Source organism: Flagellimonas marina (genome assembly GCF_042651185.1).
GTDB classification, from domain to species: Bacteria; Bacteroidota; Bacteroidia; order Flavobacteriales; family Flavobacteriaceae; genus Flagellimonas; species Flagellimonas marina.
The window spans coordinates 226,543-247,196 of the sequence record NZ_JBHSCL010000004.1; the positions used below are offsets into that span (position 1 = coordinate 226,543).

The 20,654-nt window shown below is 38.6% G+C and carries 33 protein-coding genes and 1 other RNA gene; 23 read left to right on the forward strand and 11 right to left on the reverse strand.

Going from position 1 to position 20,654, the window contains the following annotated elements:
* Positions 1 to 317 precede the first annotated feature (317 nt).
* From ACFOWS_RS04530 to ACFOWS_RS04585, 12 genes are all read left to right on the forward strand, one after another.
* Positions 318 to 1,601, forward strand: a complete 1,284-nt coding sequence (locus tag ACFOWS_RS04530) for a tyrosine-type recombinase/integrase (protein WP_379762775.1) — start codon at positions 318 to 320, stop codon at positions 1,599 to 1,601.
* Positions 1,601 to 2,428 carry a hypothetical protein gene (locus tag ACFOWS_RS04535; RefSeq protein ID WP_379762776.1) on the forward strand — a complete coding sequence of 276 codons (828 nt, stop codon included), beginning with the start codon at positions 1,601 to 1,603 and terminating at the stop codon, positions 2,426 to 2,428. Before ACFOWS_RS04530 ends, ACFOWS_RS04535 begins: the two co-directional genes overlap by 1 nt.
* Positions 2,429 to 2,500: 72 nt before the next feature.
* Complete coding sequence (locus tag ACFOWS_RS04540) at positions 2,501 to 2,782, forward strand: hypothetical protein (RefSeq protein WP_379762777.1); 282 nt, start codon at positions 2,501 to 2,503, stop codon at positions 2,780 to 2,782.
* A gap of 290 nt (positions 2,783 to 3,072) precedes the next feature.
* Positions 3,073 to 4,056: an AAA family ATPase gene (locus ACFOWS_RS04545; protein WP_379762778.1), complete on the forward strand. Its 984-nt coding sequence runs from the start codon at positions 3,073 to 3,075 to the stop codon at positions 4,054 to 4,056.
* A gap of 144 nt (positions 4,057 to 4,200) precedes the next feature.
* On the forward strand, positions 4,201 to 5,178 hold the full coding sequence (locus ACFOWS_RS04550; protein ID WP_379762779.1) for a DUF6371 domain-containing protein: 978 nt from the start codon (positions 4,201 to 4,203) through the stop codon (positions 5,176 to 5,178).
* An 80-nt stretch (positions 5,179 to 5,258) separates the two neighbouring features.
* Positions 5,259 to 5,594: a hypothetical protein gene (locus ACFOWS_RS04555; RefSeq protein WP_379762780.1), complete on the forward strand. Its 336-nt coding sequence runs from the start codon at positions 5,259 to 5,261 to the stop codon at positions 5,592 to 5,594.
* A 39-nt stretch (positions 5,595 to 5,633) separates the two neighbouring features.
* Positions 5,634 to 5,765 carry a hypothetical protein gene (locus ACFOWS_RS04560; RefSeq protein WP_379762781.1) on the forward strand — a complete coding sequence of 44 codons (132 nt, stop codon included), beginning with the start codon at positions 5,634 to 5,636 and terminating at the stop codon, positions 5,763 to 5,765.
* A 48-nt stretch (positions 5,766 to 5,813) separates the two neighbouring features.
* Complete coding sequence (locus ACFOWS_RS04565) at positions 5,814 to 6,119, forward strand: hypothetical protein (protein ID WP_379762782.1); 306 nt, start codon at positions 5,814 to 5,816, stop codon at positions 6,117 to 6,119.
* A gap of 2 nt (positions 6,120 to 6,121) precedes the next feature.
* Complete coding sequence (locus ACFOWS_RS04570) at positions 6,122 to 6,352, forward strand: hypothetical protein (protein WP_379762783.1); 231 nt, start codon at positions 6,122 to 6,124, stop codon at positions 6,350 to 6,352.
* Entirely contained in the window at positions 6,349 to 6,573 is a 225-nt protein-coding gene (locus ACFOWS_RS04575) for a hypothetical protein (RefSeq protein WP_379762784.1), read from the forward strand. Before ACFOWS_RS04570 ends, ACFOWS_RS04575 begins: the two co-directional genes overlap by 4 nt.
* A gap of 14 nt (positions 6,574 to 6,587) precedes the next feature.
* Positions 6,588 to 7,187, forward strand: coding sequence for a hypothetical protein (locus tag ACFOWS_RS04580; RefSeq protein WP_379762785.1), 600 nt, complete (start codon positions 6,588 to 6,590; stop codon positions 7,185 to 7,187).
* 62 nt (positions 7,188 to 7,249) lie between these two features.
* Positions 7,250 to 7,474: a hypothetical protein gene (locus tag ACFOWS_RS04585; protein ID WP_188599630.1), complete on the forward strand. Its 225-nt coding sequence runs from the start codon at positions 7,250 to 7,252 to the stop codon at positions 7,472 to 7,474.
* Positions 7,475 to 7,476: 2 nt separating this feature from the next.
* Here the strand turns inward: ACFOWS_RS04585 and ACFOWS_RS04590 are convergent, their stop codons facing one another.
* Together ACFOWS_RS04590 and ACFOWS_RS04595 are read right to left on the reverse strand one after the other, a co-directional pair.
* Complete coding sequence (locus ACFOWS_RS04590; protein ID WP_379762786.1) at positions 7,477 to 8,085, reverse strand: AbiU2 domain-containing protein; 609 nt, start codon at positions 8,083 to 8,085, stop codon at positions 7,477 to 7,479.
* A 123-nt stretch (positions 8,086 to 8,208) separates the two neighbouring features.
* Entirely contained in the window at positions 8,209 to 8,421 is a 213-nt protein-coding gene (locus ACFOWS_RS04595) for a hypothetical protein (protein WP_379762787.1), read from the reverse strand.
* 281 nt (positions 8,422 to 8,702) lie between these two features.
* On the opposite strand from ACFOWS_RS04595, the gene ACFOWS_RS04600 reads away from it, so the two are divergent.
* Together ACFOWS_RS04600 and ACFOWS_RS04605 are read left to right on the forward strand one after the other, a co-directional pair.
* Entirely contained in the window at positions 8,703 to 9,137 is a 435-nt protein-coding gene (locus ACFOWS_RS04600; protein ID WP_379762788.1) for a hypothetical protein, read from the forward strand.
* Positions 9,138 to 9,616: 479 nt separating this feature from the next.
* A complete protein-coding gene (locus tag ACFOWS_RS04605; RefSeq protein WP_379762789.1) occupies positions 9,617 to 10,006 on the forward strand; it encodes a hypothetical protein in 390 nt (129 codons plus the stop codon).
* A gap of 248 nt (positions 10,007 to 10,254) precedes the next feature.
* Here ACFOWS_RS04605 and ACFOWS_RS04610 read toward each other — a convergent pair whose 3' ends face one another.
* Genes ACFOWS_RS04610 through ACFOWS_RS04620 form a run of 3 tightly spaced genes read right to left on the reverse strand, consistent with a single transcriptional unit; the run spans position 10,255 to position 11,484 of the window.
* Positions 10,255 to 10,470 (reverse strand): hypothetical protein, encoded by a 216-nt coding sequence (locus ACFOWS_RS04610; RefSeq protein WP_379762790.1) that lies wholly within the window; start codon positions 10,468 to 10,470, stop codon positions 10,255 to 10,257.
* Between the two features lies 1 nt (position 10,471).
* Positions 10,472 to 10,723, reverse strand: a complete 252-nt coding sequence (locus ACFOWS_RS04615; protein WP_379762791.1) for a hypothetical protein — start codon at positions 10,721 to 10,723, stop codon at positions 10,472 to 10,474.
* Positions 10,723 to 11,484 (reverse strand): SOS response-associated peptidase, encoded by a 762-nt coding sequence (locus ACFOWS_RS04620; RefSeq protein WP_379762792.1) that lies wholly within the window; start codon positions 11,482 to 11,484, stop codon positions 10,723 to 10,725. Before ACFOWS_RS04620 ends, ACFOWS_RS04615 begins: the two co-directional genes overlap by 1 nt.
* Positions 11,485 to 11,572: 88 nt before the next feature.
* On the opposite strand from ACFOWS_RS04620, the gene ACFOWS_RS04625 reads away from it, so the two are divergent.
* Positions 11,573 to 11,842, forward strand: coding sequence for a hypothetical protein (locus tag ACFOWS_RS04625; RefSeq protein WP_379762793.1), 270 nt, complete (start codon positions 11,573 to 11,575; stop codon positions 11,840 to 11,842).
* Here ACFOWS_RS04625 and ACFOWS_RS04630 read toward each other — a convergent pair.
* Positions 11,826 to 12,119: a helix-turn-helix domain-containing protein gene (locus tag ACFOWS_RS04630; protein ID WP_379762794.1), complete on the reverse strand. Its 294-nt coding sequence runs from the start codon at positions 12,117 to 12,119 to the stop codon at positions 11,826 to 11,828. The two genes, ACFOWS_RS04625 and ACFOWS_RS04630, sit on opposite strands and share 17 nt — an antisense overlap.
* A gap of 119 nt (positions 12,120 to 12,238) precedes the next feature.
* Between ACFOWS_RS04630 and ACFOWS_RS04635 the strand changes: the two genes are divergently transcribed.
* Genes ACFOWS_RS04635 through ACFOWS_RS04645 form a run of 3 tightly spaced genes read left to right on the forward strand, consistent with a single transcriptional unit; the run spans position 12,239 to position 13,420 of the window.
* Entirely contained in the window at positions 12,239 to 12,391 is a 153-nt protein-coding gene (locus tag ACFOWS_RS04635) for a hypothetical protein (protein ID WP_379762795.1), read from the forward strand.
* Positions 12,392 to 12,408: 17 nt separating this feature from the next.
* Entirely contained in the window at positions 12,409 to 12,741 is a 333-nt protein-coding gene (locus ACFOWS_RS04640) for a hypothetical protein (protein WP_379762796.1), read from the forward strand.
* A gap of 22 nt (positions 12,742 to 12,763) precedes the next feature.
* Positions 12,764 to 13,420: a hypothetical protein gene (locus tag ACFOWS_RS04645; RefSeq protein ID WP_379762797.1), complete on the forward strand. Its 657-nt coding sequence runs from the start codon at positions 12,764 to 12,766 to the stop codon at positions 13,418 to 13,420.
* Between the two features lie 72 nt (positions 13,421 to 13,492).
* On the opposite strand, the gene ssrA is transcribed toward ACFOWS_RS04645, so the two are convergent.
* Positions 13,493 to 13,892, reverse strand: a transfer-messenger RNA (tmRNA) gene (gene ssrA / locus ACFOWS_RS04650).
* A 313-nt stretch (positions 13,893 to 14,205) separates the two neighbouring features.
* Between ssrA and ACFOWS_RS04655 the strand changes: the two genes are divergently transcribed.
* The 5 genes from ACFOWS_RS04655 to ACFOWS_RS04675 all read left to right on the forward strand — a co-directional run bounded on the left by ACFOWS_RS04655 (position 14,206) and on the right by ACFOWS_RS04675 (position 17,667).
* Positions 14,206 to 15,411 (forward strand): NAD(P)-dependent oxidoreductase, encoded by a 1,206-nt coding sequence (locus ACFOWS_RS04655; protein ID WP_379762798.1) that lies wholly within the window; start codon positions 14,206 to 14,208, stop codon positions 15,409 to 15,411.
* A 79-nt stretch (positions 15,412 to 15,490) separates the two neighbouring features.
* Positions 15,491 to 15,769, forward strand: coding sequence for a hypothetical protein (locus ACFOWS_RS04660; RefSeq protein WP_366591116.1), 279 nt, complete (start codon positions 15,491 to 15,493; stop codon positions 15,767 to 15,769).
* 93 nt (positions 15,770 to 15,862) lie between these two features.
* Positions 15,863 to 16,318, forward strand: coding sequence for a COG2426 family protein (locus ACFOWS_RS04665; protein WP_366591117.1), 456 nt, complete (start codon positions 15,863 to 15,865; stop codon positions 16,316 to 16,318).
* Between the two features lie 94 nt (positions 16,319 to 16,412).
* A complete protein-coding gene (locus tag ACFOWS_RS04670; RefSeq protein ID WP_379762799.1) occupies positions 16,413 to 17,282 on the forward strand; it encodes a DUF808 domain-containing protein in 870 nt (289 codons plus the stop codon).
* A gap of 16 nt (positions 17,283 to 17,298) precedes the next feature.
* Positions 17,299 to 17,667: a DUF1801 domain-containing protein gene (locus ACFOWS_RS04675; protein WP_366591119.1), complete on the forward strand. Its 369-nt coding sequence runs from the start codon at positions 17,299 to 17,301 to the stop codon at positions 17,665 to 17,667.
* Here the strand turns inward: ACFOWS_RS04675 and ACFOWS_RS04680 are convergent.
* Genes ACFOWS_RS04680 through ACFOWS_RS04695 form a run of 4 tightly spaced genes read right to left on the reverse strand, consistent with a single transcriptional unit; the run spans position 17,664 to position 20,602 of the window.
* Complete coding sequence (locus tag ACFOWS_RS04680) at positions 17,664 to 19,232, reverse strand: PepSY-associated TM helix domain-containing protein (protein ID WP_379762800.1); 1,569 nt, start codon at positions 19,230 to 19,232, stop codon at positions 17,664 to 17,666. The two genes, ACFOWS_RS04675 and ACFOWS_RS04680, sit on opposite strands and share 4 nt — an antisense overlap.
* Positions 19,233 to 19,236: 4 nt before the next feature.
* Positions 19,237 to 19,536 (reverse strand): hypothetical protein, encoded by a 300-nt coding sequence (locus ACFOWS_RS04685; RefSeq protein ID WP_379762801.1) that lies wholly within the window; start codon positions 19,534 to 19,536, stop codon positions 19,237 to 19,239.
* A gap of 4 nt (positions 19,537 to 19,540) precedes the next feature.
* On the reverse strand, positions 19,541 to 19,873 hold the full coding sequence (locus tag ACFOWS_RS04690) for a hypothetical protein (protein ID WP_379762803.1): 333 nt from the start codon (positions 19,871 to 19,873) through the stop codon (positions 19,541 to 19,543).
* A 12-nt stretch (positions 19,874 to 19,885) separates the two neighbouring features.
* Positions 19,886 to 20,602 carry a DUF4198 domain-containing protein gene (locus tag ACFOWS_RS04695; RefSeq protein ID WP_379762804.1) on the reverse strand — a complete coding sequence of 239 codons (717 nt, stop codon included), beginning with the start codon at positions 20,600 to 20,602 and terminating at the stop codon, positions 19,886 to 19,888.
* Positions 20,603 to 20,654: the final 52 nt, after the last annotated feature.

The window sequence follows — 20,654 nt, forward strand, 5'->3', positions numbered from 1 at the left end:
AGAGTGGAGCCGGAGGAATTTGCTTCTCCACATCCCCCAACCTCCCATGTTGCAAATACAACAGCCAATTTTTTGAAAATTGATGTCAAAAAACAACAAAACCCATCCAAGAAAACTTGATGGGTTTTTATGTTTCTGCCATGTGGCAGTTGTAAGTGATTGTGGAGCCGGAGGGTATTGTAACTTTTACATGTTGATAACACATTGACAAATAATAAGCATTATAATGCCCTTAAAAACAGTGGCTTTAGTATATTTAATATGGTTGACTTTTTATTTAAACCTTGTAAAATAAGTCAACTAAAAAGTCAACTGGTATGTCTACGCTTAGATCAACATTTGTTTTAAAGGAACCTCAGGGTAAGGGCAAGGAATCAAACAAAGAAACACTCATTCTCTTCCGGTGTAATTTTAAAAATGAAGGAAAGCGTTTCATCTATTCCACTGGAGAAAGGATTGCCCCAAAAAGCTGGGACTTTAAGAACCGCCAACCTATGTTGCATGGTCCCAACCGCTCCAATCTTGCATCTTCCATAAGAATGCAAATAAACCGCTACAAGGATAAATTTGAGGAGCTACAGGCCATTTGTAAATCGATGGACAGGGATTTTACATCCAAGGTATTGAAGGATGAATTTGATAAGGAGTTTAAACGCCTACCGAATGCCAAAAACCTATTCTTTGAGGCTTATGATGAGTTTATGGACTTCAAAAAAAAGATAGGTGATTGGTCCCCCAGCACCGTAAAAAGGTATGACAATATCAAGAACATTCTTGAGGATTTTGAGGGGGATAGAAAGTACAAGCTTTCTTTCAATACTATAGATAACAGATTTCATGCTGAGTTCACGGACTATTGTATGAACTATAAAGGACATGTCAACAATACTTTTTCCCGTAATGTAGGCCTGTTCAAGACCTTTATGGGTTGGGCCTTGGAAAACGGGTACACATACAGGGATGATTTTAGAAAATTCAAGAAGAAGAAGGTGGTGGTAACAAATCAAATCGCTCTGGACCTAAAAGATTTGGATGTTCTAATGAAACATGAGTTTAAGAACAAAAGCCTTGAAAGAATAAGGGATGTTTTTGTATTTGCTTGCGTTACCGGCATGCGATTTGGTGAACTAAAGCTTATATCACCTGAAAATGTCATTGATGGTGAACTTCATCTAAAAGAAGAAAAGAACTCGGAAAAGGAGGTCAGAAGGATTCCTTTGAACGATCTGGCGATGTTCATTTTAAGGAAATATGATTTTGACCTTCCACTGATTGCGAACCAAAAGCACAATGAATATATTAAGGATGTTTTTGAAGCAGCCGGGTACACCCATGACGTAGAAAAGGTTGTCACAAAAGGTAAGGAAAGTATAAGGGAAGTAATGCCATTTTATAAGCGTATTTCAAGCCATACAGCACGGAGGACGTTTATAACCATGATGAAGAAAAAGGGCTTTAGCGATAAGCTTATAGCCTCTATAAGTGGCCACAGCGACATGAAGACACTAAACCAGTACTACCAAGTTGACGATGTAGCCAAATCAGAAGCGGTAAAGGATGTTTTTAAAGTGGATTTCGAACCTTTAAAGAAAGTTGATTGATGAAAGTGCTTACTGAAAATGAAGAACTGTTGATTTCAGATTATTTAAAGAAGACCAATGGTTTGACCGCCGAAAAATATAGTGAATATTTTGAAGAAAATCAGATTACCCCAGAAGTTCAATTTGCCTTGATGAAGAAGGAGGCTTATGAAGTTCATTTATCGATCCTTAAGGATGACGAGCCAAATCATAGCATTTTGGACTCTGAGCTTAATAAGGCATTCATTAACAATGAACTTGAATCATTGAAAAACTTTATTGAGAAGGCGAAAGGTATGGTTGGTTCGTTTTCGAATAAAGACCACAATTTCCCAGATAGTCATAAAAACAGAGATGAGATTATATATATAAACCTTTTAACAGGTTATTACCTAAAAGAAGGAGCCTGGTATACCCCAAAGGAGGTATCTAAGATATATGCCAAATATATTTTGTGGAAGGATTATTTAGAAAATTTAGATGCTGCTCCTGATGAAAAATACAAGGAAGGTAAAATTTATCTCGAAGGTCTTTCTGCTAAGGAAATTGCAATGTTGCTTAGGTATTTATATGAGGAAGATAAAAAACTAAACAAGGTCCAAATTGAAAATTTGTTGAGAAATGTTGACGGTCAAAATTCATACGGTAATATAGCAACCTATTTCAACAATACGTTTAAGGATGAATTTAATAGGGTTCACCACCCAAAGGATGATTCTCCAAAAGCTATTTCAGATCACGAAGGGAGATACGTTAATGTGATTAATAAACTTAAATTGATTGGCAATACAAAGGGCCTTGAAAAAGCAGAAAAAGAATTTTGTCTTTTTCAAGAAAGATATTTGTAACTAATTATAACCGATTACACCACACTCCTCATTATACCTTAGACCTCGAATAGGAATTAAAAATTCGAGGAAATGGAATATAATCCACATTTAGAACTACTTCAAGAAATCCGGGGACTAAAATCTTCCATCCAGATGATAGTGGATAGGTTGCCCCAAGTACAGGAAATCAAACATTATTCACCGCAGGATTTGGCCGACAATACACCAATGGGTGTACAAACCATTCGGAAGAAAATTAAAGACGGTGTGATCAACGCTAAACAATTCGGAAGGAAATACTTTATCACAGCCGAAGAGTTCAATAGAGTTTGCAAAGAAGCCAAATCCCTAAAGTATAAACGTAGCGCATAAAAAAAGACTGCCGTAACAGTCTTTTTGTGCCTATAAAGTCTATACGAGAGGTCCCGTAAAGAAATTAATAAATTCAATAATAATCATGTCAAATATAACAAATAAAAACCGAAAACAAGAAATAAGATTGCAATATGTAATCAAAAAATCTCTTGTTTCGGCTAGAAAAGGTGCCAGGTCGGTCAAAGCAATGATGGAATTGCTCAGGAACAACCCGAACAAAAATATCATTTGGAATGATTAGCGGACATGAGGCAAAGAAGGTTTTAGAGCAAAGGATTCCAATGCTAATGAATAATGTTAAGGTGCTTTCGTCATCTTCATCTTTACTAATTACCAAATCGGCCAATGAATGGATCAATGAAGCCAAAAGCAAACCGATACCGAATATGCTATTTGGACAGCTATGGTTTGAAGGTGAAGTATGTATTCTTTACGCCAGCAGCAACGTAGGGAAGTCAATATTGGCCGTTCAAATTGCAGATAGCATAAGCAGTGGCCGGAGTGTTTTTCCGTTGAAGATGGAATCACAGCCCCAATCAGTTCTGTATTTCGATTTTGAACTTTCTGCGAAGCAGTTTGAAAATAGGTACTCTAACAATTATACAGACCATCACTTTTTTGATGAAAGGTTCTACAGGGTAGAGATTGACCATGAGGCCGAAATGCCGCAAAGTTCTGACTTCAATAAAGTAATCAATGATTCAATTGAAGCGGAGATAAGAAGAACAGGCAGCAAGGTCTTGATTGTGGACAATATTACCTACCTGAAGAACGAAACCGAAAAGAGCAAGGACGCTATCCCTTTGATGAAGCACCTTAAAAAATTGAAATCAAAATATGGGCTTTCTATTCTAGCATTGGCTCATAGCCCAAAACGTGACCAGAGTAGGCCCATCAACAGGAATGACCTTGGAGGTAGCGCAATGCTGATGAATTTTTGTGACAGTTCTTTTGCCATTGGTGAGAGCAACAGGGATAAGTCGTATAGGTATGTCAAGCAAATAAAATCAAGAAACTGTGACCATATATATGGAAGTGATAACGTGCTTGTGTACGAGGTCCAAAAGCCCTCAAACTTTGTCCATTTCCATTTTGTGGATAACTCCGATGAGTATAATCATTTGGTCACCCAGACATACCAAGAAAAAGAGGAGCGGAACCAAAGAATATTTGATTTGAAAAAAGAGGAGTGGACAAACGTGAAGATTGCCAAAGAGGTAGGTCTTTCAGAAGGGGCGGTTAGGAAGATATTGAAGAAGTCAAATGACTGATTCGTACTCCTGTAGAAAGTACGAATTGATATAATAAATAAATATAAGTAGTTGAAATACATTAAGTTAAATAATAAAAATCCTCGTACTTTGGTACGAATAGAAGCAAAATCGTACCCGTGGTACGAGTAGTATAGCAACGAAATGGACGATTTGAAATTGGACAGTAAAGGACGAAGAAGGGTAAAATATTGCCCTTGCAACAAAAGCAATAGGGATGGAAAGTTTGTCCCGTTCATAGCGCATGAAGCGCATGGGTATTGCCATAGTTGTGGTGAGTCTTTTTTGCCCAATTCAGGAACTTTGGTCGAGAAGCACGAACCAATTGAATTGCCAACCTTTTATCATGACCGAAAATTGGTCTCACAGTCGGGAAGAAGGTTCAAGGAAAACAACTTTGTACAATTCTTGAACAAGCACTTCCCAAAAGAAAAAGTCAAGGAAGCTGTATTGAGATACTTGATAGGCACTTCTGATGCCTGGCAAGGCGCAAACGTATTTTGGCAGATTGATGACAAGGAGAAAGTAAGGCATGGAAAAATAATGCTTTATGATAGAGAAACAGGTAAGAGAAGTAAGAGAAACTTCAACACTTTTAGGAACCTTTTGGAGATTCCCCTTAACGGAACTGAGTTGAAGCAATGTCTCTTTGGACTGCATTTAAAGAACACCGAAGGAATCAAGAATATAGCCATTGTTGAATCGGAAAAGACAGCGGTGATAATGAGCCTTATCTATGATGATTTTATCTGGATGGCCACTGGAGGAAAACAAAATTTCAAGTATGAGACGCTAAAACCGATAAAGGAGTTTGGTGTAGTCGCTTTTCCGGATAAGGATGCTATCCAAGAATGGAAAGACAAAAGTCGGCAACTGAACAAGTTCGGTTTTAATATAAGGGTCGATGACTGCATGGAAGGGATGGATGTGGATGCCAATACGGACTTAGCGGACATTTTCCTATTTCCAAGGAAAGAAGATAATGCCGTTCAGCAGATTCTAAGTAAGCAAGATTTGGTGGCCAATGAACTGTATAAAAGGAATCAAACATTGGGATTGTTGGTTGAAGAATTTGATTTGGTCCATGAAAATGGGCAGGAAATCTACCTAAACGTCAACTAAGAATATAAGTTATTGAAAATGAATAACATAAATACATAAGGTAATAGTCGGGATGTATTGAACCCTTAAAAATTTAGAATATGAAAATCCATTTAGGAAAATCCAAGAGACAAATTGATTTACGCCCCTATCCGGCAGTAAACGAGAATGATATTTACATAGAAGCTTTTGAAGGTGATAAGATGTTGGACGGCATCACAATACCCAAGAGCGATTGGGAAAACCGTATCGAGGCATTACAAAGAATTAAGGAGGGTTTGGAGAAAAGGTTCTGTAAAGAAGAAAAGATATTCCAACCCAAGAACTATGAAGAATTTGTTGAGTTCTGCCAACAGGAAGGGTTAAGCCCTGGAAGTTTGGAGGCAAAACAAAAACTAAAGGGGTTTTCAGCCGAAGTTGAGGACTTCTTTGATTAAATCGAGTATTAATTTTTAAAAACAGGAAAAATGGAAAACATGAAAAAAACATTGGATTCAGCAGCTAAGAAAGCTGGGAGCAAAAGATATGGCCCCGACACGGTACAGGTCATCTTTGGTGACAAAGTGGTGGACAGCCAATTTGTGAGCAGCAAGAAGAAAAAGCTGTAGATAGTAAGTCCTGTTCAACTTGAAAAACAATCATTAAAAATCAAGATTATGCAAGGAGGAAAAAGAAAGGGAGCAGGTAGGCCAAAAGGTATTCCGAACAGAAAAACCGAGGCTTTGAGAGAAAGGGTGGACAAGCTCATTGATGAGAATTGGGAATCCCTACAGGGAGATTTAAAAAGACTTGATTCCAAAGGCAGGGTGGATGCTATCCTTAAACTTTTAGAGTATGCCTTGCCCAAGTTGAACAGGACTGAAATATCCGAGATTTCAACGGTAGAGGAGCTTTTGACCCTTACACCTGACGAAAGACGGGAGCGAATCAAAGAATTAAGGGAAAAATTAAATGTTAATTGATCATGGAGATTCAAAATGAACTTCAATTCTTGGAAGATTTAAACAAGGTTGAGGAAGGGTATATCCCTCTTAAATGGGGTAGTAATACTCCAGGTACAGAATGGATGATACCTACAATTGAGAAAGAGATCATTTCTAGTTTAGATTCTTTTGAGGTGGGTGGAGTTTTAATGGTTAACGAGTTGGAGTTGAAAAGTTATATAAAGCAGACCCCTTATTTGGCAATACAATGAAGGAAAATCAGGAATTGAGGTTTTTAGAGACCTTAGAGGATGACACATTGGCAACTTGGCCTACTTGGTTTATGTCTTTTGGAAAATCTGAGGGTTTTTTCTTTGACCCAAAAGCAACAGAAGAAGCAGTAAAAATTTGCGATTACCGAGAAGAAAATGGTAAGAAATACTTCAAGAAATCGGAAATAAAGAAAGTGTTTAAGGAAGTTTTAATAGGTTAATAATTTAATTGAGAATGGAATTTAAAAGTAAGTTGATTTACTATGATGAATCCAAAAATGCAACAATGCTTAGCAATGCGAATATTGCAGCGGAAAAAATCAATGAAGTGTTTGAGCAGGTGGACTCTTTATTGGAGATAAAGCCCACCAAGGAAAAAAGGCAGCAACTTCTGGAAAATGGATATAGCTATGTTATGGATGAGCTAAGGGAAAAGTTCCCATTTCCAAAGGCAACGGATGAGTTCAATTTTAATGCTTTGGGGATTGACCCAACACCATTGAAGGAAACCCTTAAGGGTTTGGGAATCAAGTCAAGTGAGCATTTCCTACACCTAGATGGTATAAAGGTTGCGGTAACTGACAAATCCAAAGAGCAGATGAAAGAAAATTGCTCATACTGGACCAGAAACGACGAGGAGAACCAAAAGTATGATTTCGCCAACAAATTGTGCGAATTTTTGAATCAGAACAATGCTGAGATACAGAAGTATTGCAATATTTTTCCGGGACAAGGTGCTGGTGACCGAAACTCTTGGGCAATATTCAATGAGTTCATTGTTGCTTCAAATAAGGATGGTCAGACCAAATATAGACCAGTGCCTCCAAAAGTTTAAATTAAGATTGTTTGTTGCTAGTGAGGCCCCCTCTTTTGGGGGCTTTGCTTAAATCACTTATTATGAAAGAAAATTTTGAACTTAGATTTTTAGAGGAACTACAGGCCTCAGAGGAGCTTTATACACCCTTCCATTGGATTGAAGAGGAGGGTAGATACGGAAAATTGACAGCTAAGTCGGAAGAGATAGCATTAAAACATCTTAAGCCAAGAGAAGAGGGGAGTCTTATGTTCAAGAAAGAAGATGTTCAAGGTTTGTTTAAGGGCTGGGGGATGTTAATTTGGTAGATTCATTTATTTCCATCATTATAGAGTTGATTTAATCTTTTGTCTCTTTCAATTGACAGTACCTTTAAAATATCCAATTCCTTACCCTCAAAATATGGGAGTGTACTGTCATAAGTAGATTCCAAGAGATAATAATGCAAATCGAAAAGTATTCTCCAACAATTTCCTAAAACTCGTTGCAAATCGCCAAAGTCAATCCGAAAATTTTGTTTGTAAACTTTATCTGTGTGTGCATAAATCTGGTCCCTTAAATCTTTAATGGTCTTAATTTCTAAATCAATTAGTCCAATATCGTATTCCCATTTAGCAATCAGGAAATCTTTGTCTTTAAAGACATGTCTTGATTGTTTTACTTTTCTAATTAGTTTATGAAGATTAAATTCTTGGTTTCTAGAATCCGTAACAAGTTTACTTGTTTCGATAACGGAAATTCTCCATAGAGAGTGGGATATAAATTTCAGATGTGAGGAATTAGCAATATAATCTTCTTCCGATTTATTTTTACCTGATGAAAAATAATGTGAATATTGAAAGTTTTCAATGGCAACAAAGTAGATTCTAGTTGCTCCAAGAAGATGTTCCTTGATGTTGTCGGATATTTTTGAGGACATATTTTAAGGTTTGTAATCAAAAAAAAACAAAATTGCTAAATCAATACCTCCCTGCTCCAAAAATAGCATTATAAACGACTGATAATCAAAATTATAATATTTTGGGTGACGATTTAGTTGATTTTAGCCCTCTTTTTGGTAGTTTTCCTGCCCATCTTCATCACCTATCATTGATTTAAATTCTTTTCCATCAACATTGATTTTCCTGTTATCGTGGTAGTGGTGGTGAACTGATTTATCAATGATTTTGGTCGGATTTGATTGATAATATGGGGCTTCTTCGTTCTTTCCGAATATCATATCAAACACACCCGTAAAAAGGAAGTAACCCAGCATTGGTAATCCTATGAAAAGAAATATGACAATTATCCAACCCATAAAGTTTGTTCATTAATTATTCCTTTGAATATGTTTTATAGAGGTATTGAAAACCACTACTTTCTTTATAATCATTTTGAATGGTTATATTGTTTAAAAAAGTTAAGGGGAATCACTTAAAAGTAGGGAAAGACTTTAATATCGACAAGTAAATTTCCGTATTGTAAATTTTGAATCATTTATTAGCCATTGACGATTCAATTTATTTTGTAGATTTAAACATCTCAAAATGAACGGTCTTGAAGGATTTAAAAGATTATACTGAAGCCTTTACCATTGCCTTGAACTGTACAATGTATGATTTTAAAATAAAACCATTCAATGAGAAGTCATCAGCGGGTCCCATGATTTCCCAGTACAAGGACAGGGCGTACTTAGTGTACAATCTTGATGACCTATATCAATATGCTGAAGATTGTATCACGGATCCAGACCTAGCCATGTTTCTAAGACCGGGCGATGTTTCAGAACTCATGGAGTTCGCCTACACCACTACGGAATTTTATAATAAGTTGCTTGACTTGTTGGACAAAGATGAAAAACAGGAGTTATCACTGTTATTAGGTATCCATAATGCTACTGGAGAGGATTTTTGGTATATGTGCTATGAATTTGGCGACTCAGTATTATATGGTAAGGCCGTTTATGCGGCGGGTCTAACTTTTGATCTATAATGCTTAAAGCATGAGTTGGTCGAGATATTTATGCAAGAGGGAGAGCAAATATTATGCGCATATGCTGACGGTACTTTTACGGAAGTAGTATTAAACGAGGATTCTGAACAAGAAAAATATTTCTTGATTCACGATACTCAATTTGATTATGAATGAAATTAAGCACATTGCATGGCTCTTAATTGAACAGAGGGAAATTTAGCGGTTTCCCAATCTGGTCCCATAGAATATAGCACAGATTAAAGTTCAATACCATACGGCTCCAATACTCTACATTCATTTGTTTGATTTACAATATGTTAAACTGTAGGTTGACATTTAGGTAGACTTATCGGGATGATATGGATATAAAATTTACACACCTAGTATTGATACTACTTTTATTAAAAGACTGTATTTAAGTCTGGTATGTGTTAAAAGGACAATAATTTGTATATTTAGTAGGTTAAGTTTTATAGATTTGTTCGACATAAGATTATATGGCATCTGACACAAAGAAAATAACTAGCAGTTCTCAAGTCCCATTTATTACAGAACAACTAAAAATATCTAAGCAAAATATTTTTGTTCGTGTAAATAGAATGATTGGGCAAAAGGATGATTCTTGGGTAGTTTATTCACCAAGTCTTGAAGTTTCAGGTTATGGGTCAAGTAAAGAGGAGGCAATGGAAACTTTTGAGTTGGACATGGAAGGGTTCATGGATTCTCTATTCGCTATGTCTAGAAAAGAACAACAGAGGTTCTTATTTGAACTAGGTTGGAAAAAATCAAAGTTTTTCAATAAACAATATTCTAAAGCTTACATTGATAAAGATGGGATTCTTCAGAATTTGGACAATGTATCTTTAGAAGCAATGGAATTTGCTTAATGGGAAATCGAAGGCCAATAAAGACTAAAGATTGGATTCGATTTCTAAATGCCCATGATTGCGAAAGCAAGAGAACAAAAGGATCACACACCTGTTATCAATGTAAAGGAGCTAAAAGACCGGTGGTTGTTAGGGAAGCAGAAAAAGAAGTACCTATTCTTCATCTTCATACTTCTTTGAAAACACTTAACAAAACCTTTGAATACTTATATGATTGGTTGGAAAAAAAATAATTCCATGGCTAACCACTATTCGGTAAACCATTCTAAGAACTTGATGTATTCATTGACCTTTTTATAGTAGTCTTCCACTCCATAGGTGCCCATCGATAACAACTTCCTTTCTTCATCCGCATATTCAGGCATGGTCTTGCCATCACTATGCTCTATGTAATTAGCAAGTATCACTTCTTTGAAATCCTCGGATTCCTGAATTTGTTGGACTAATTTGTACGGTTCAATCATTTTAATCCCACGGTGCTGGTTTTACGCCTATATCACCTGAATATTTATCCAATCGCTTCCCTTCTTTAAAAACGCTTTTCCCAACAATTGATTCTGTGGTGACATCCAGTTCTATCTCCACAAAGAACTTATCAATGGCGAACAATTGAAATGAGCAGTCAATGGATTTATAAGCATCCACAAAAATGCCCTTATCCCAAAGCACGTCCCATTGTTCCTCATTATCCAAAGCCAAGTAATCGTAAATGCCCATCAGTATTCTTCTTTTACTCCCTCGTATTCAAAATAATCAGTGGCCTCCGGTTGGTTTCCAATGGCATGTTTGCCCCTCAGTTTCCCAACGCTGTGCGCTTTCATCTCGGATTCGGGATAGGGCTTCAGAAGCTCCTCCAGGTCCTTAATGTCAAGTTCATCCTTGACCTCAATCAACCATTTGTCCTCAAGTTCCTCCGGCAACATTACAGGCATACGTGGCCCTTCCAACTTTGGGTTGTTGTGTATCTCTGCCATCATGGGATTGCCCTCGGTGGTCACAATGGTAAAGGTGTTTAAGACTTCCTCTGTTTCCGGGTCTGTCCATTCGTTCCAAAGCCCCGCCAATGATATGGGCTTTTTATCCTTTCTTGAAATGTAATAGGGGACTGTTTCCTTTCCATGGTGGTGGTGTTCGTAGAACCCATCTATCTGAATGATGCACCTTTTATCCTTTGCGGATTTTTTGAATGAGTTCTTTTCAAAAATGGTCTCACCCCTTGCATTGAGTGTCTTGTTCCAAATATCCTTTTTGTCCCTTGCCCAACTCGGAACCAGTCCCCATTGCGAGACAACGGGATAATATGGGCTTTCGTTGGTATATATGAACATTTTCGGATGTTGGAATCCCGATACATGGAACAGGGGTAGGTCGGTCTCCCTTACAAGTTTTTCCTTTATTTCACGTATAGCGTGTTCATCACCATCACGCATTGCACGCTTCAATTGTGATTCTAATTGTGCGGAAACATCATAACACATAATCTGGAGGTTGTTGGTATCAAGTTAGTTATAACTTTTAACACAAACAAGATATGAAAACAATGGAATATATCCATATTTTTGGAATATGTCCGAAGAACTGGAAAAGCTTTTATATGAAGTAGTGGTGTATGGAATTGGTTATGCCAAGGTGACCAACTATGGTGGAAAATGGGCCATTGTGGAAGATGGGATATACAGGGTAGATGATAGGTTTGGTAGTAAATACCCTAAGAAAACAAAATCACAGGTTCTGGATATTTTCAAAAGATTGGTAAGTCGATACCAGAATTTGGAGATCAATGGAAAATCATGGACATACTCTCAAGGTGAATGGAAGGTTAAGAATTGTCAATAGCTTCAATTAACTTATCCAAGTCCTTTTTGTTGTTGATAGTGTACACCTTCTCTTTATATTGTACAAAGCCATTCAATATTTCCCCACCCTTGGTCGGGTAGAACAATTCCCTTATATCGACATCCAATACTTCTGCCATTTTTACCAAAGTGTCAAATTTTGGCTTGGTCCTACCGCTCTTGAATGCGCTGGCCGAGGTCGGTGACACACCCATAATTTCTGCAAACTCAAGATTTGAAATGTTCTTCTCCTTTAAAATCTCTTCTATTCGTAACATATCACAAAGATAATACAAATAATACTTCTAAAAAATGTTAAAATGTAACTAATGATTGTATTTTATAGAGGTATTACTTACATTTGAGATATAAATCAAAATAATACAAACATTTAGCCATGAAAACTCAACAGAACCAAATTGGTGATTTATTCGATTCCGTATGGGATTCTGCATATGCCCATTTCAAAAACCCGACCATTGAAACATCCATAAGTTTGGATAAAGAAACCCAACTACTTCGCAACAAGATCAATTTATTTAAATATTAAACTAAAACCGAAATCAAATGGAAAAACAGAAAATCAACCTTGTAATAACCGGCATCATTAGGGATGCATTGATAGTTGACAGGATGCACCAACATCTTTACAATATATGTAATGTAATGAACCCAATTGGAATGGACCGAAGGTTTGAGCCAATGGATGAGTTCAAAGGTATTAAGAACGCATTTATACTCCTTGGCATCGAGGACAATCAAAATCTTACAGAGGAACTCCATGACATATTTGACGGGTATTGCTTTGATGAAAAACACAAGGTCGCTGAATTGCCTGAAAAAATTTATTCTGAATGGTTGTCCGCAATAGTGGCTCATAACCTTAAAAAAGCTTCTTAAACCATAATTAAATATAATGACCATGAAAACAAAGATCACAAAGACAAATGCAGTAATTATCATTGAAAATGCTTTAAAACAAGAAACCCTATTGCAATCATTGGAGAAGCTAATGAATGGCGGAGGGGACGATTTCAATGGAAGTATTTCCGTGTTGGACGCTATCTTCAACTATGATCCCTCCCAAATCAATCAGGAAGACTACGATGTTATTTGGAACATCTTTTTCGGAAAGATTAAATTGGATTCAAAAGATTTTAAATCCGTTGCCGAACAAATCTATGATGAAACTTTGGAGTTTATGACCAAATTGGACCAAAGACACAAAGAATCATATTGGATTCCAAAACTTTACATCGACGATGCGCTAAAGCTGATAGGGACTAACATAATGGGCTATGCGTTATGGATGAAGCTTTCTGACATAGGTATGAGCGTTGACAATTATAGTGTCTCTTACTCCGATATACTATATGTGTTGTTTGATAATGTGCCAGACACCATCGAAAGAGACGAAATGATGGAAATATTCTATCTTAAGACAGAAGAATTTGTCAAATCACATGATTTTAAAACAAAAGTGCCGGAGAAAAAATTATGTGACTTGTCCTATGAAATATACAGGGGGATGCAAAAAGAGATAGAAAGAAGGAGGGAGGTAAGGGTTAGGGCTGCATAAATCCAAAAAACGTCAACCAAATAGTCAACCATAATTAAAAACCCCCGTAAATACTGTACTTACGAGGGTTTATAGTGGAGCCGGAGGGATTCGAACCCTCGTCCAAACAAGCAACAACCATGCTTTCTACATGCTTAGTATCTGCTTAATTTTCGATGCATACCTGACCAGATACGGCCCAATATACACTTAGCTTCTTAAGATTTTAGAGGTGCCGCCAAAGCAAGCGGACACCCTTGTGTTGACTTTTTTGGTGCCCCTAAAAAGGTCGCCGTCAACAAGGGCTACCAAGGGACATCTCGCTTCCCTACCTTGTAGGGACGAGGCTAATCTTACTATAATTCAGATTATGCGGCAAGAGCGTAATTATTATCGCCAATTAAAAGTGTGAAACATGAGATTAACGAGCTGTATCCCAGCGCTCGGCATGCTTACATCGCCATTGGTCTTGCTGTCAAAACCGGTCGGCCCCGTAATGAGATAGCAAATTTCTAATTTGCGTAATCGAATTACATCCCGAACTTGTTTCGGGACCTCATCCTATTCACTTTTTTATCAAAGAACGCTTTCTAGGGCGTTACCAAAATATTGCTTTGCAACATTTCGGTCAGGCTTTCGGCTGTATCTTTTTCTGTTTCTCGACTCCGCTCGAAATGACAAAAAAAGGATGTCGCCTCTATCCCTAACGCGGTCGGCAAAGGTAACTATATCCATCAAAAGATAAAAAGTTTGCGCCATCTACCCAATACCCTTATTTTGGTCAACAATTATACCAAATCGGTTTTATGAAATTCGGAATCATCAGGGAGCGTAAAAATCCGCCAGACCGCAGAGTGGTCCTGTCCCCAGCAGAATGCCAAAATGTCCTCTCCACATTTCCAAAGGCTGAAATTTTAGTAGAAACTTCACCCATTCGCGTGTTTTCAGATAAAGAGTACGTCGATAAAAACATTCCTGTGGTGGAAAATGTTGAAAATTGTGATGTGCTTCTTGGCGTAAAAGAAGTGCCTATCAATGCACTCATTTCCAATAAAAAGTATTTCTTTTTCTCACATACCATCAAAAAACAGCCCTACAACCGCGATTTACTTCGAGCTATTTTGGCCAAGAACATTGAGTTGTACGACCATGAAGTCATTACTGCCCCAAACGGACAGCGCTTGGTGGCCTTCGGCCGTTATGCTGGAATCGTGGGGGCGTACAACGGAATTAGAACCTATGGGCTAAAATATGACCTGTTCCAACTGCCTAAAGCTGAAACACTCAAAGACCAACAAGCCTTAATTACCGAACTCCGAAAGATAAAACTGCCCAACATTAAAATTCTTCTTACCGGAAAGGGTAGGGTGGGCAACGGAGCCAAAGAAATGTTGGATGCCATGGGACTTAAAAAGGTCAATGTGGCGGATTATTTAAAAGAGGAATTCTCCGAACCGGTCTATTGCCAGATTGATGCCTCCGAATACAACAAACGTAAAGATGGGGTACGGGGGAACAAGGCAGATTTTTTTAAGAATCCCCACGAATACAAGTCCAATTTTTTCCGTTTTGCGGAAGTGACGGATTTTTACATTGCCGGTCACTTTTATGGCGATGGTGCTCCTTATTTGTACACTCGTGAAGATGCCAAACAATCAGATTTCAAAATAAAGGTCGTGGCAGATATAAGCTGTGATATTGATGGACCGGTGGCCTCCACCATAAGGCCCTCAACCATAGCAGACCCAATATATGGCTATGACCCAGCTACTGAAAAAGAAATAGACTATAAAAAAGACAACGCTATTGCCGTCATGGCTGTGGACAACCTACCCTGCGAATTGCCCAGGGACGCTAGTGTTGGATTCGGTGAAGCCTTTACCAAATATGTGATTCCTGCCTTTTTTAACAACGATGCCGATGGTATTTTGGAACGGGCCCGAATGACACAAAATGGCAAGTTGACCCAACGTTTTGCCTATTTACAGGCCTATGCAAATGGCGATGAATAACATGTTTGATCGATGTGGATAACTTAAATGTTACCAATAGGTTATTTTTAGTATATTGACCATCCTATTCTTGTTGCGCGTGAAATTCAATTGGGTGATTTCTGGAGAAACCGATCAGGCTGTAAAAAAGGCCTGTATTGATATGGAATACAGATTACGACCCAAAATCACCAAGTTTCTTTTAAAAAAATTGGATGGTGATTTTTCAGGCGATTTTTCTATTTTTCATTTTGATGTTGATGTGCAAAACCGTTGGGTTTGGATTTCAAACAAGACTCCACAACGATTCATCGAAAAAATAAAATCTGATTTTGACCGCGAGATCAACGGTGGGTCAACGCTTTTCTCTGTTGCCTAACTTTCTCCTTGATAATTAATAAATATTTAAGGATTTTAAGCGTGTGCATGTACAAATTCCTGACTAGGTTTGTCGGTTCAAAAAAAGGAGTTTTTGCACAAAGATTTAATCATAGCAATGCTTTGGAGCCTTTCACCGTTCGGAGAGGCCAAAGTTGGTATTCCCTACGGTATGTACCAAGGGCTGAACGAGTATATGGTATTCATCGTATGCTTTTTGGCCAACGTACTTGTGTTCCCGATTATGATGCTCTTTTTGGAAAACATCAATAGGCATTTGACCAAATGGCGTTTCTATAAAAAATCTGCAGTCTATGTAGGGCAAAGAGCCAAAAAAGGGTCAGGTGAAAAGATTAGGAAATATGGCTTTTTGGGCATTGTACTATTTGTGATGATACCCTTGCCTGGCACTGGGGTGTATGCTGGTAGCATTGCTGCTTATCTTTTTAAAATGAAGAAGAGTCAGGCTTTTGCGGCAAATACCATTGGCATTTTCTTTTCATCGCTTATTGTTTGGCTTACCACATGGATGTCCTTGGAAGGAATCTAGTTACAAAATGCCTTTGTTTTTTTATTTTTTGAACGTTGGTATGCCCAGACTTATTTATTTTGTGGCCAACAACAATTCTAAACCTTAAAAAGATATGGCTTCAGGATTTTTTGCAGTACTGGATGATATTTCAGCACTTATGGATGATGTAGCTTCCATGAGCAAGATAGCAACCAAGAAAACCGCCGGTATTTTAGGGGACGACTTGGCCGTAAATGCTGAGAAAGCAACAGGATTTTTGGCCAGTAGGGAAATTCCGGTGCTTTGGGCCATTACCAAGGGTTCTTTCCTGAACAAAGTGATTATTCTGCCCATTGCTTTTTTGCTGAGTGCCTATTTGCCCACTGCCATTACCATAATTCTCATTCTTGGAGGAATATATCTGTCGTATGAAGGTGCAGAAAAAATATACGAGTACTTATTCCATCGAAATCATGAAGAGCACTATGATGACCCTACCGAAGTCCCGGAAGAAGAACTGCCCGAACTGGAAAAGAAAAAAATCAAACAGGCTATAGTCACAGATTTTATCCTCTCCGTGGAAATTGTCATTATCGCTTTGAGTACAGTGGTGAATGAATCCCTGACCATACAAATTGCAACCGTATCCGTGGTGGCACTTTTGGCCACTGTGGGGGTTTATGGTATCGTGGCCTTGATTGTTCGAATGGATGATTATGGGTATAAACTTATCAACCTAAATGAGGAAACGGATAGTTTTTCGGATAAGGTTGGCTTGGTATTGGTCAATGCGCTTCCCAAAATCATCAAGGGACTGTCCATTGTAGGTACTTTGGCTTTGTTATTGGTTTCTGGTGGGATATTCAACCACAACATAGACTATCTACATCACCTGTTTCCCGCATTCCCCTCATTGTTGAAGGATTTTCTGGTGGGATTGGTCGTGGGTTTTGTGGCTGTGCTTGTAATGAAAATGATAAAACGTATTTTTAAAAGCAAATAATGGGTACTTTCAAATTATGAACCCGGCCGAAGAGTATATTTTAAATCAAAAAGAACCTTTTAGGAGCATTTTGTTGCATCTAAAAGCGGTGATTGAATCGGTTGTTCCCAATGTGGACATGAAGTTCAAATGGGGAATTCCCTGTTTTTATGAAGGAAAACAACCTCTCTGCTATTTAAATGTATCCCAAAAGAAGAAATATGTGGATATCGCCTTTTGGAGTTCGGCCCATTTGACCCTTCATTTGGACAAAATGACCACAGAGAATAGAAAAGTGGTTAAATCACTACGCTACCGCACTTTGGAAGAAATTGATGATGCTGTTCTTGTTGAGGTTTTGAAGGAAGCCTATTCCCTTCGCGATAAAGGGTTCTATAAGCATTAGTCTTTCGCTGGTGCCAGCTCACTCCTAGATGCATTTAGTTTGAAGAAAGCTATCCAGAGTGAGACAATGCCCAAAATCAACCAGAGTACATCCACCAAGAAAATCTGTTGTTGTCCATTGGCATAAGTTGCCCACATCCAATTTCCGGAGGCAATACCATTGGCAACTGGAACCAAAAGACCTAGAATCCCACCGGAAATAAGTGTCCATTTGTTGGTAAAACCAATATTCTTTTTAGTGATGAAAAAGAGCGAGACCACTAACCAAATAGGAAAATAGGTGCGGTACAGAAATGGCCTGTTCACCTCTTCCGCAAATTGAACGATGATAAACGCCAAGGCAGTAACGGGGAGTAAGCTAAGGCAAATGGCCATATACCAATTGGCCACTTGATAATTGAATATGCGCCGTTTTTCTGGAATGTTCTTCTTGTCCCGTGCCACCAGCCAAATCATGATCCCTGATAGTATCACAAAACAAGAGACCAATCCAAGGACAAAGGAAATAACCCGAAGGCCATATCCGGCATAATCGCCAAAATGTAGACGGAACATCATGTTCTTCACCCCATCCAAATAGGAATTGTTGGTCATGGGTACTTTTTCTTCAATAATGGAACCATCCGCTACTTTGTAGATGCGGTGCCCCAATCCGTTCAGTTTGGAGGTATATCCCAAATAACCACTAATGGCCACATGCATATTGGTATCACCATAATTGAAAATATGGGCTTCCTTGAGCCTGAAATCCGGCCAATCTTCCTTGGTTTTGGCAATCAAGTGGTCAATGGCAATGTCCTTGTCCAATTTTTCATGGTGATAAGCATAAACAGGATGATTGTATTCCAAATCCTCGTAGAGTTTGTTCTGGTCGCCGTCATACAGTCCCAACACCAAAGGAGCCACCAGAATGCCCTTTAGTAAAAAGAAGGCCCCGGTAACGGCATATACAAATTGAAAGGGGAACCCAATAACGCCCAAAGCGGTGTGGGCATCGGTCCAAAGGGTTTTGATCTTGGCCCATGGCCGAAAAACGTAAAAATTGGATATAATCTTGTTCCAATGCACCAAGATTCCGGTAATGATGGCAAAAAGGAAAAAGAAGGCCACGAATCCGGATAAATAGCGTCCGTAAGGGTAGGGGATTTGGTCCAAAAAATGCAATCGGTACAAGAATTCCCCCAAATGATAGGATTCTACGTAGGTACCTGTTGATTTATCCTCAGTATCCAAATAAAAAAAAGTTCTGGCTTTGTCCTCATCAGCGGCCAAGGAATCCTTAGAAGCCCCAAGGCTCACATTGACCCTCCGTTCATTGAAATAATGACTGATCTCTACATCTCTGCCAAACAAGTTGTGGTCTTTGGAGATATCATTGAGATACTCATCCATGCTTCCCACTATGGCATCTTGTTCTGAGGTTTGGTGACCTCGTTGCCAATTGGCAATTTCATCCCGAAAAAAGGAGAATGAACCAGTAAAGAATATCACATATAGGGCTACGCTGATGACGATGCCACTAACGGTGTGGGTATGGAACAGAATGTTGTAGATACGATTTCCCATAGCACTAGACGATTGGATGGGTTTGGTTACCGAAATAGAAGATTGCCCCAAATACTATTGATGCCAATAGATAAAACCCCCAAATTTTCCATCCGTTTTTGCCCAAAAAGGCAAGCACCATCAAAATGGCCCAAAGAATAAAGACAGAAAATGTACTCGTGATGATCACAACCACATGGTCGAACCAACTTGCCAAGGCCATATGAAACAATACGGAAACAATCATTCCCCCCAAAATAGCGGCGCTTATTTTGGCAAAACGTTGCCAAGGAGACGAGGTCAAATATTTTTTATTGGCTGGCATGGTACTAAAACAGAATAAGTTCACAAATGAGAAAAAAGACAAGTGTTATTGCAATGGACGTGTAGGATACCAACCGCAAAGGGGTTAGTAAGACTACCAAGCTGGCCAAGGTCATTAGGAGGATACAAAAAGTAAATACCCCAGAACCAAATCCCCAGAACCAAATGCTTAGCCCCAATGCTATGATCAAAAGGGCCAAGCTGAAATATTGAAAGGTGGAGCGATGGTCAACCATCCATTTTTCAACACCCAAGACCCCAACGCCAGCCATCTTTTTTGAAGTGCTGTACAAGAGGTAAAAAGCGATGAAAACCAAAAGTGAGATAAGAGTGACCATAGTTTTTCCGTATTATTTAATACAATAAGTGGCGCAATGCCAGATAAATTCATAGGCCTCCCCGTTATAAGTACCGGGAACTTCTTCCTTGATGGTAGTCTCCACAATATATTTGGTCTTCCAGGGCAACGCAAAGGAGACCTCACCATTATCATTGGTGTGCAGGGTTTTGGACCAAAGATCGGCCACATACACCTGTAGCTCGTTTTTGGCCAATGGCTTGCCTTTGTAAAGGACTTGGAGTTTTATTTCGTCGCTATTATGGGCTAACTGTTTTACCACAATACCTTCAGGGTTGATGGCTTGGGTATCGGCATCCGTGTCGCCTACTTGTATCTTGGCTGTGGAGTGGTAATGGGTCTTGAAGATGCCAAAATCATACTGGGTGTAATCAATTACATCAATATCATTGTTGTTTAGGGCGATAGTATACACGCCATTTTGCGAAGGGGTGAAACGGGCCAGGTAATGGTCTTCCTTGGCAGTGGTTTTTAACTCGGTCTTGGTGCCTTCAGGGGCAATGACCCACAGTGTGAATTTGGCCACAGCCGGAAATGCTTCACCGTCTACCTTTTCAATAACACCGTAGGTGTATTCTCCATAGTGCACACGAACTTCGTGTTCTTGTCCGGATTTGCCAGAACCGTTGGTTTCCAACCACAGGTAATGGGCATTGGCGGAAATCATTCCAAAAAAGAAAAGCAATACAGGTAAAAATGTGTTTTTCATAGGTCTAAGTTTTAAGGCCCATGGGAAACACGGGCCTTGTTAAATTTTTCTG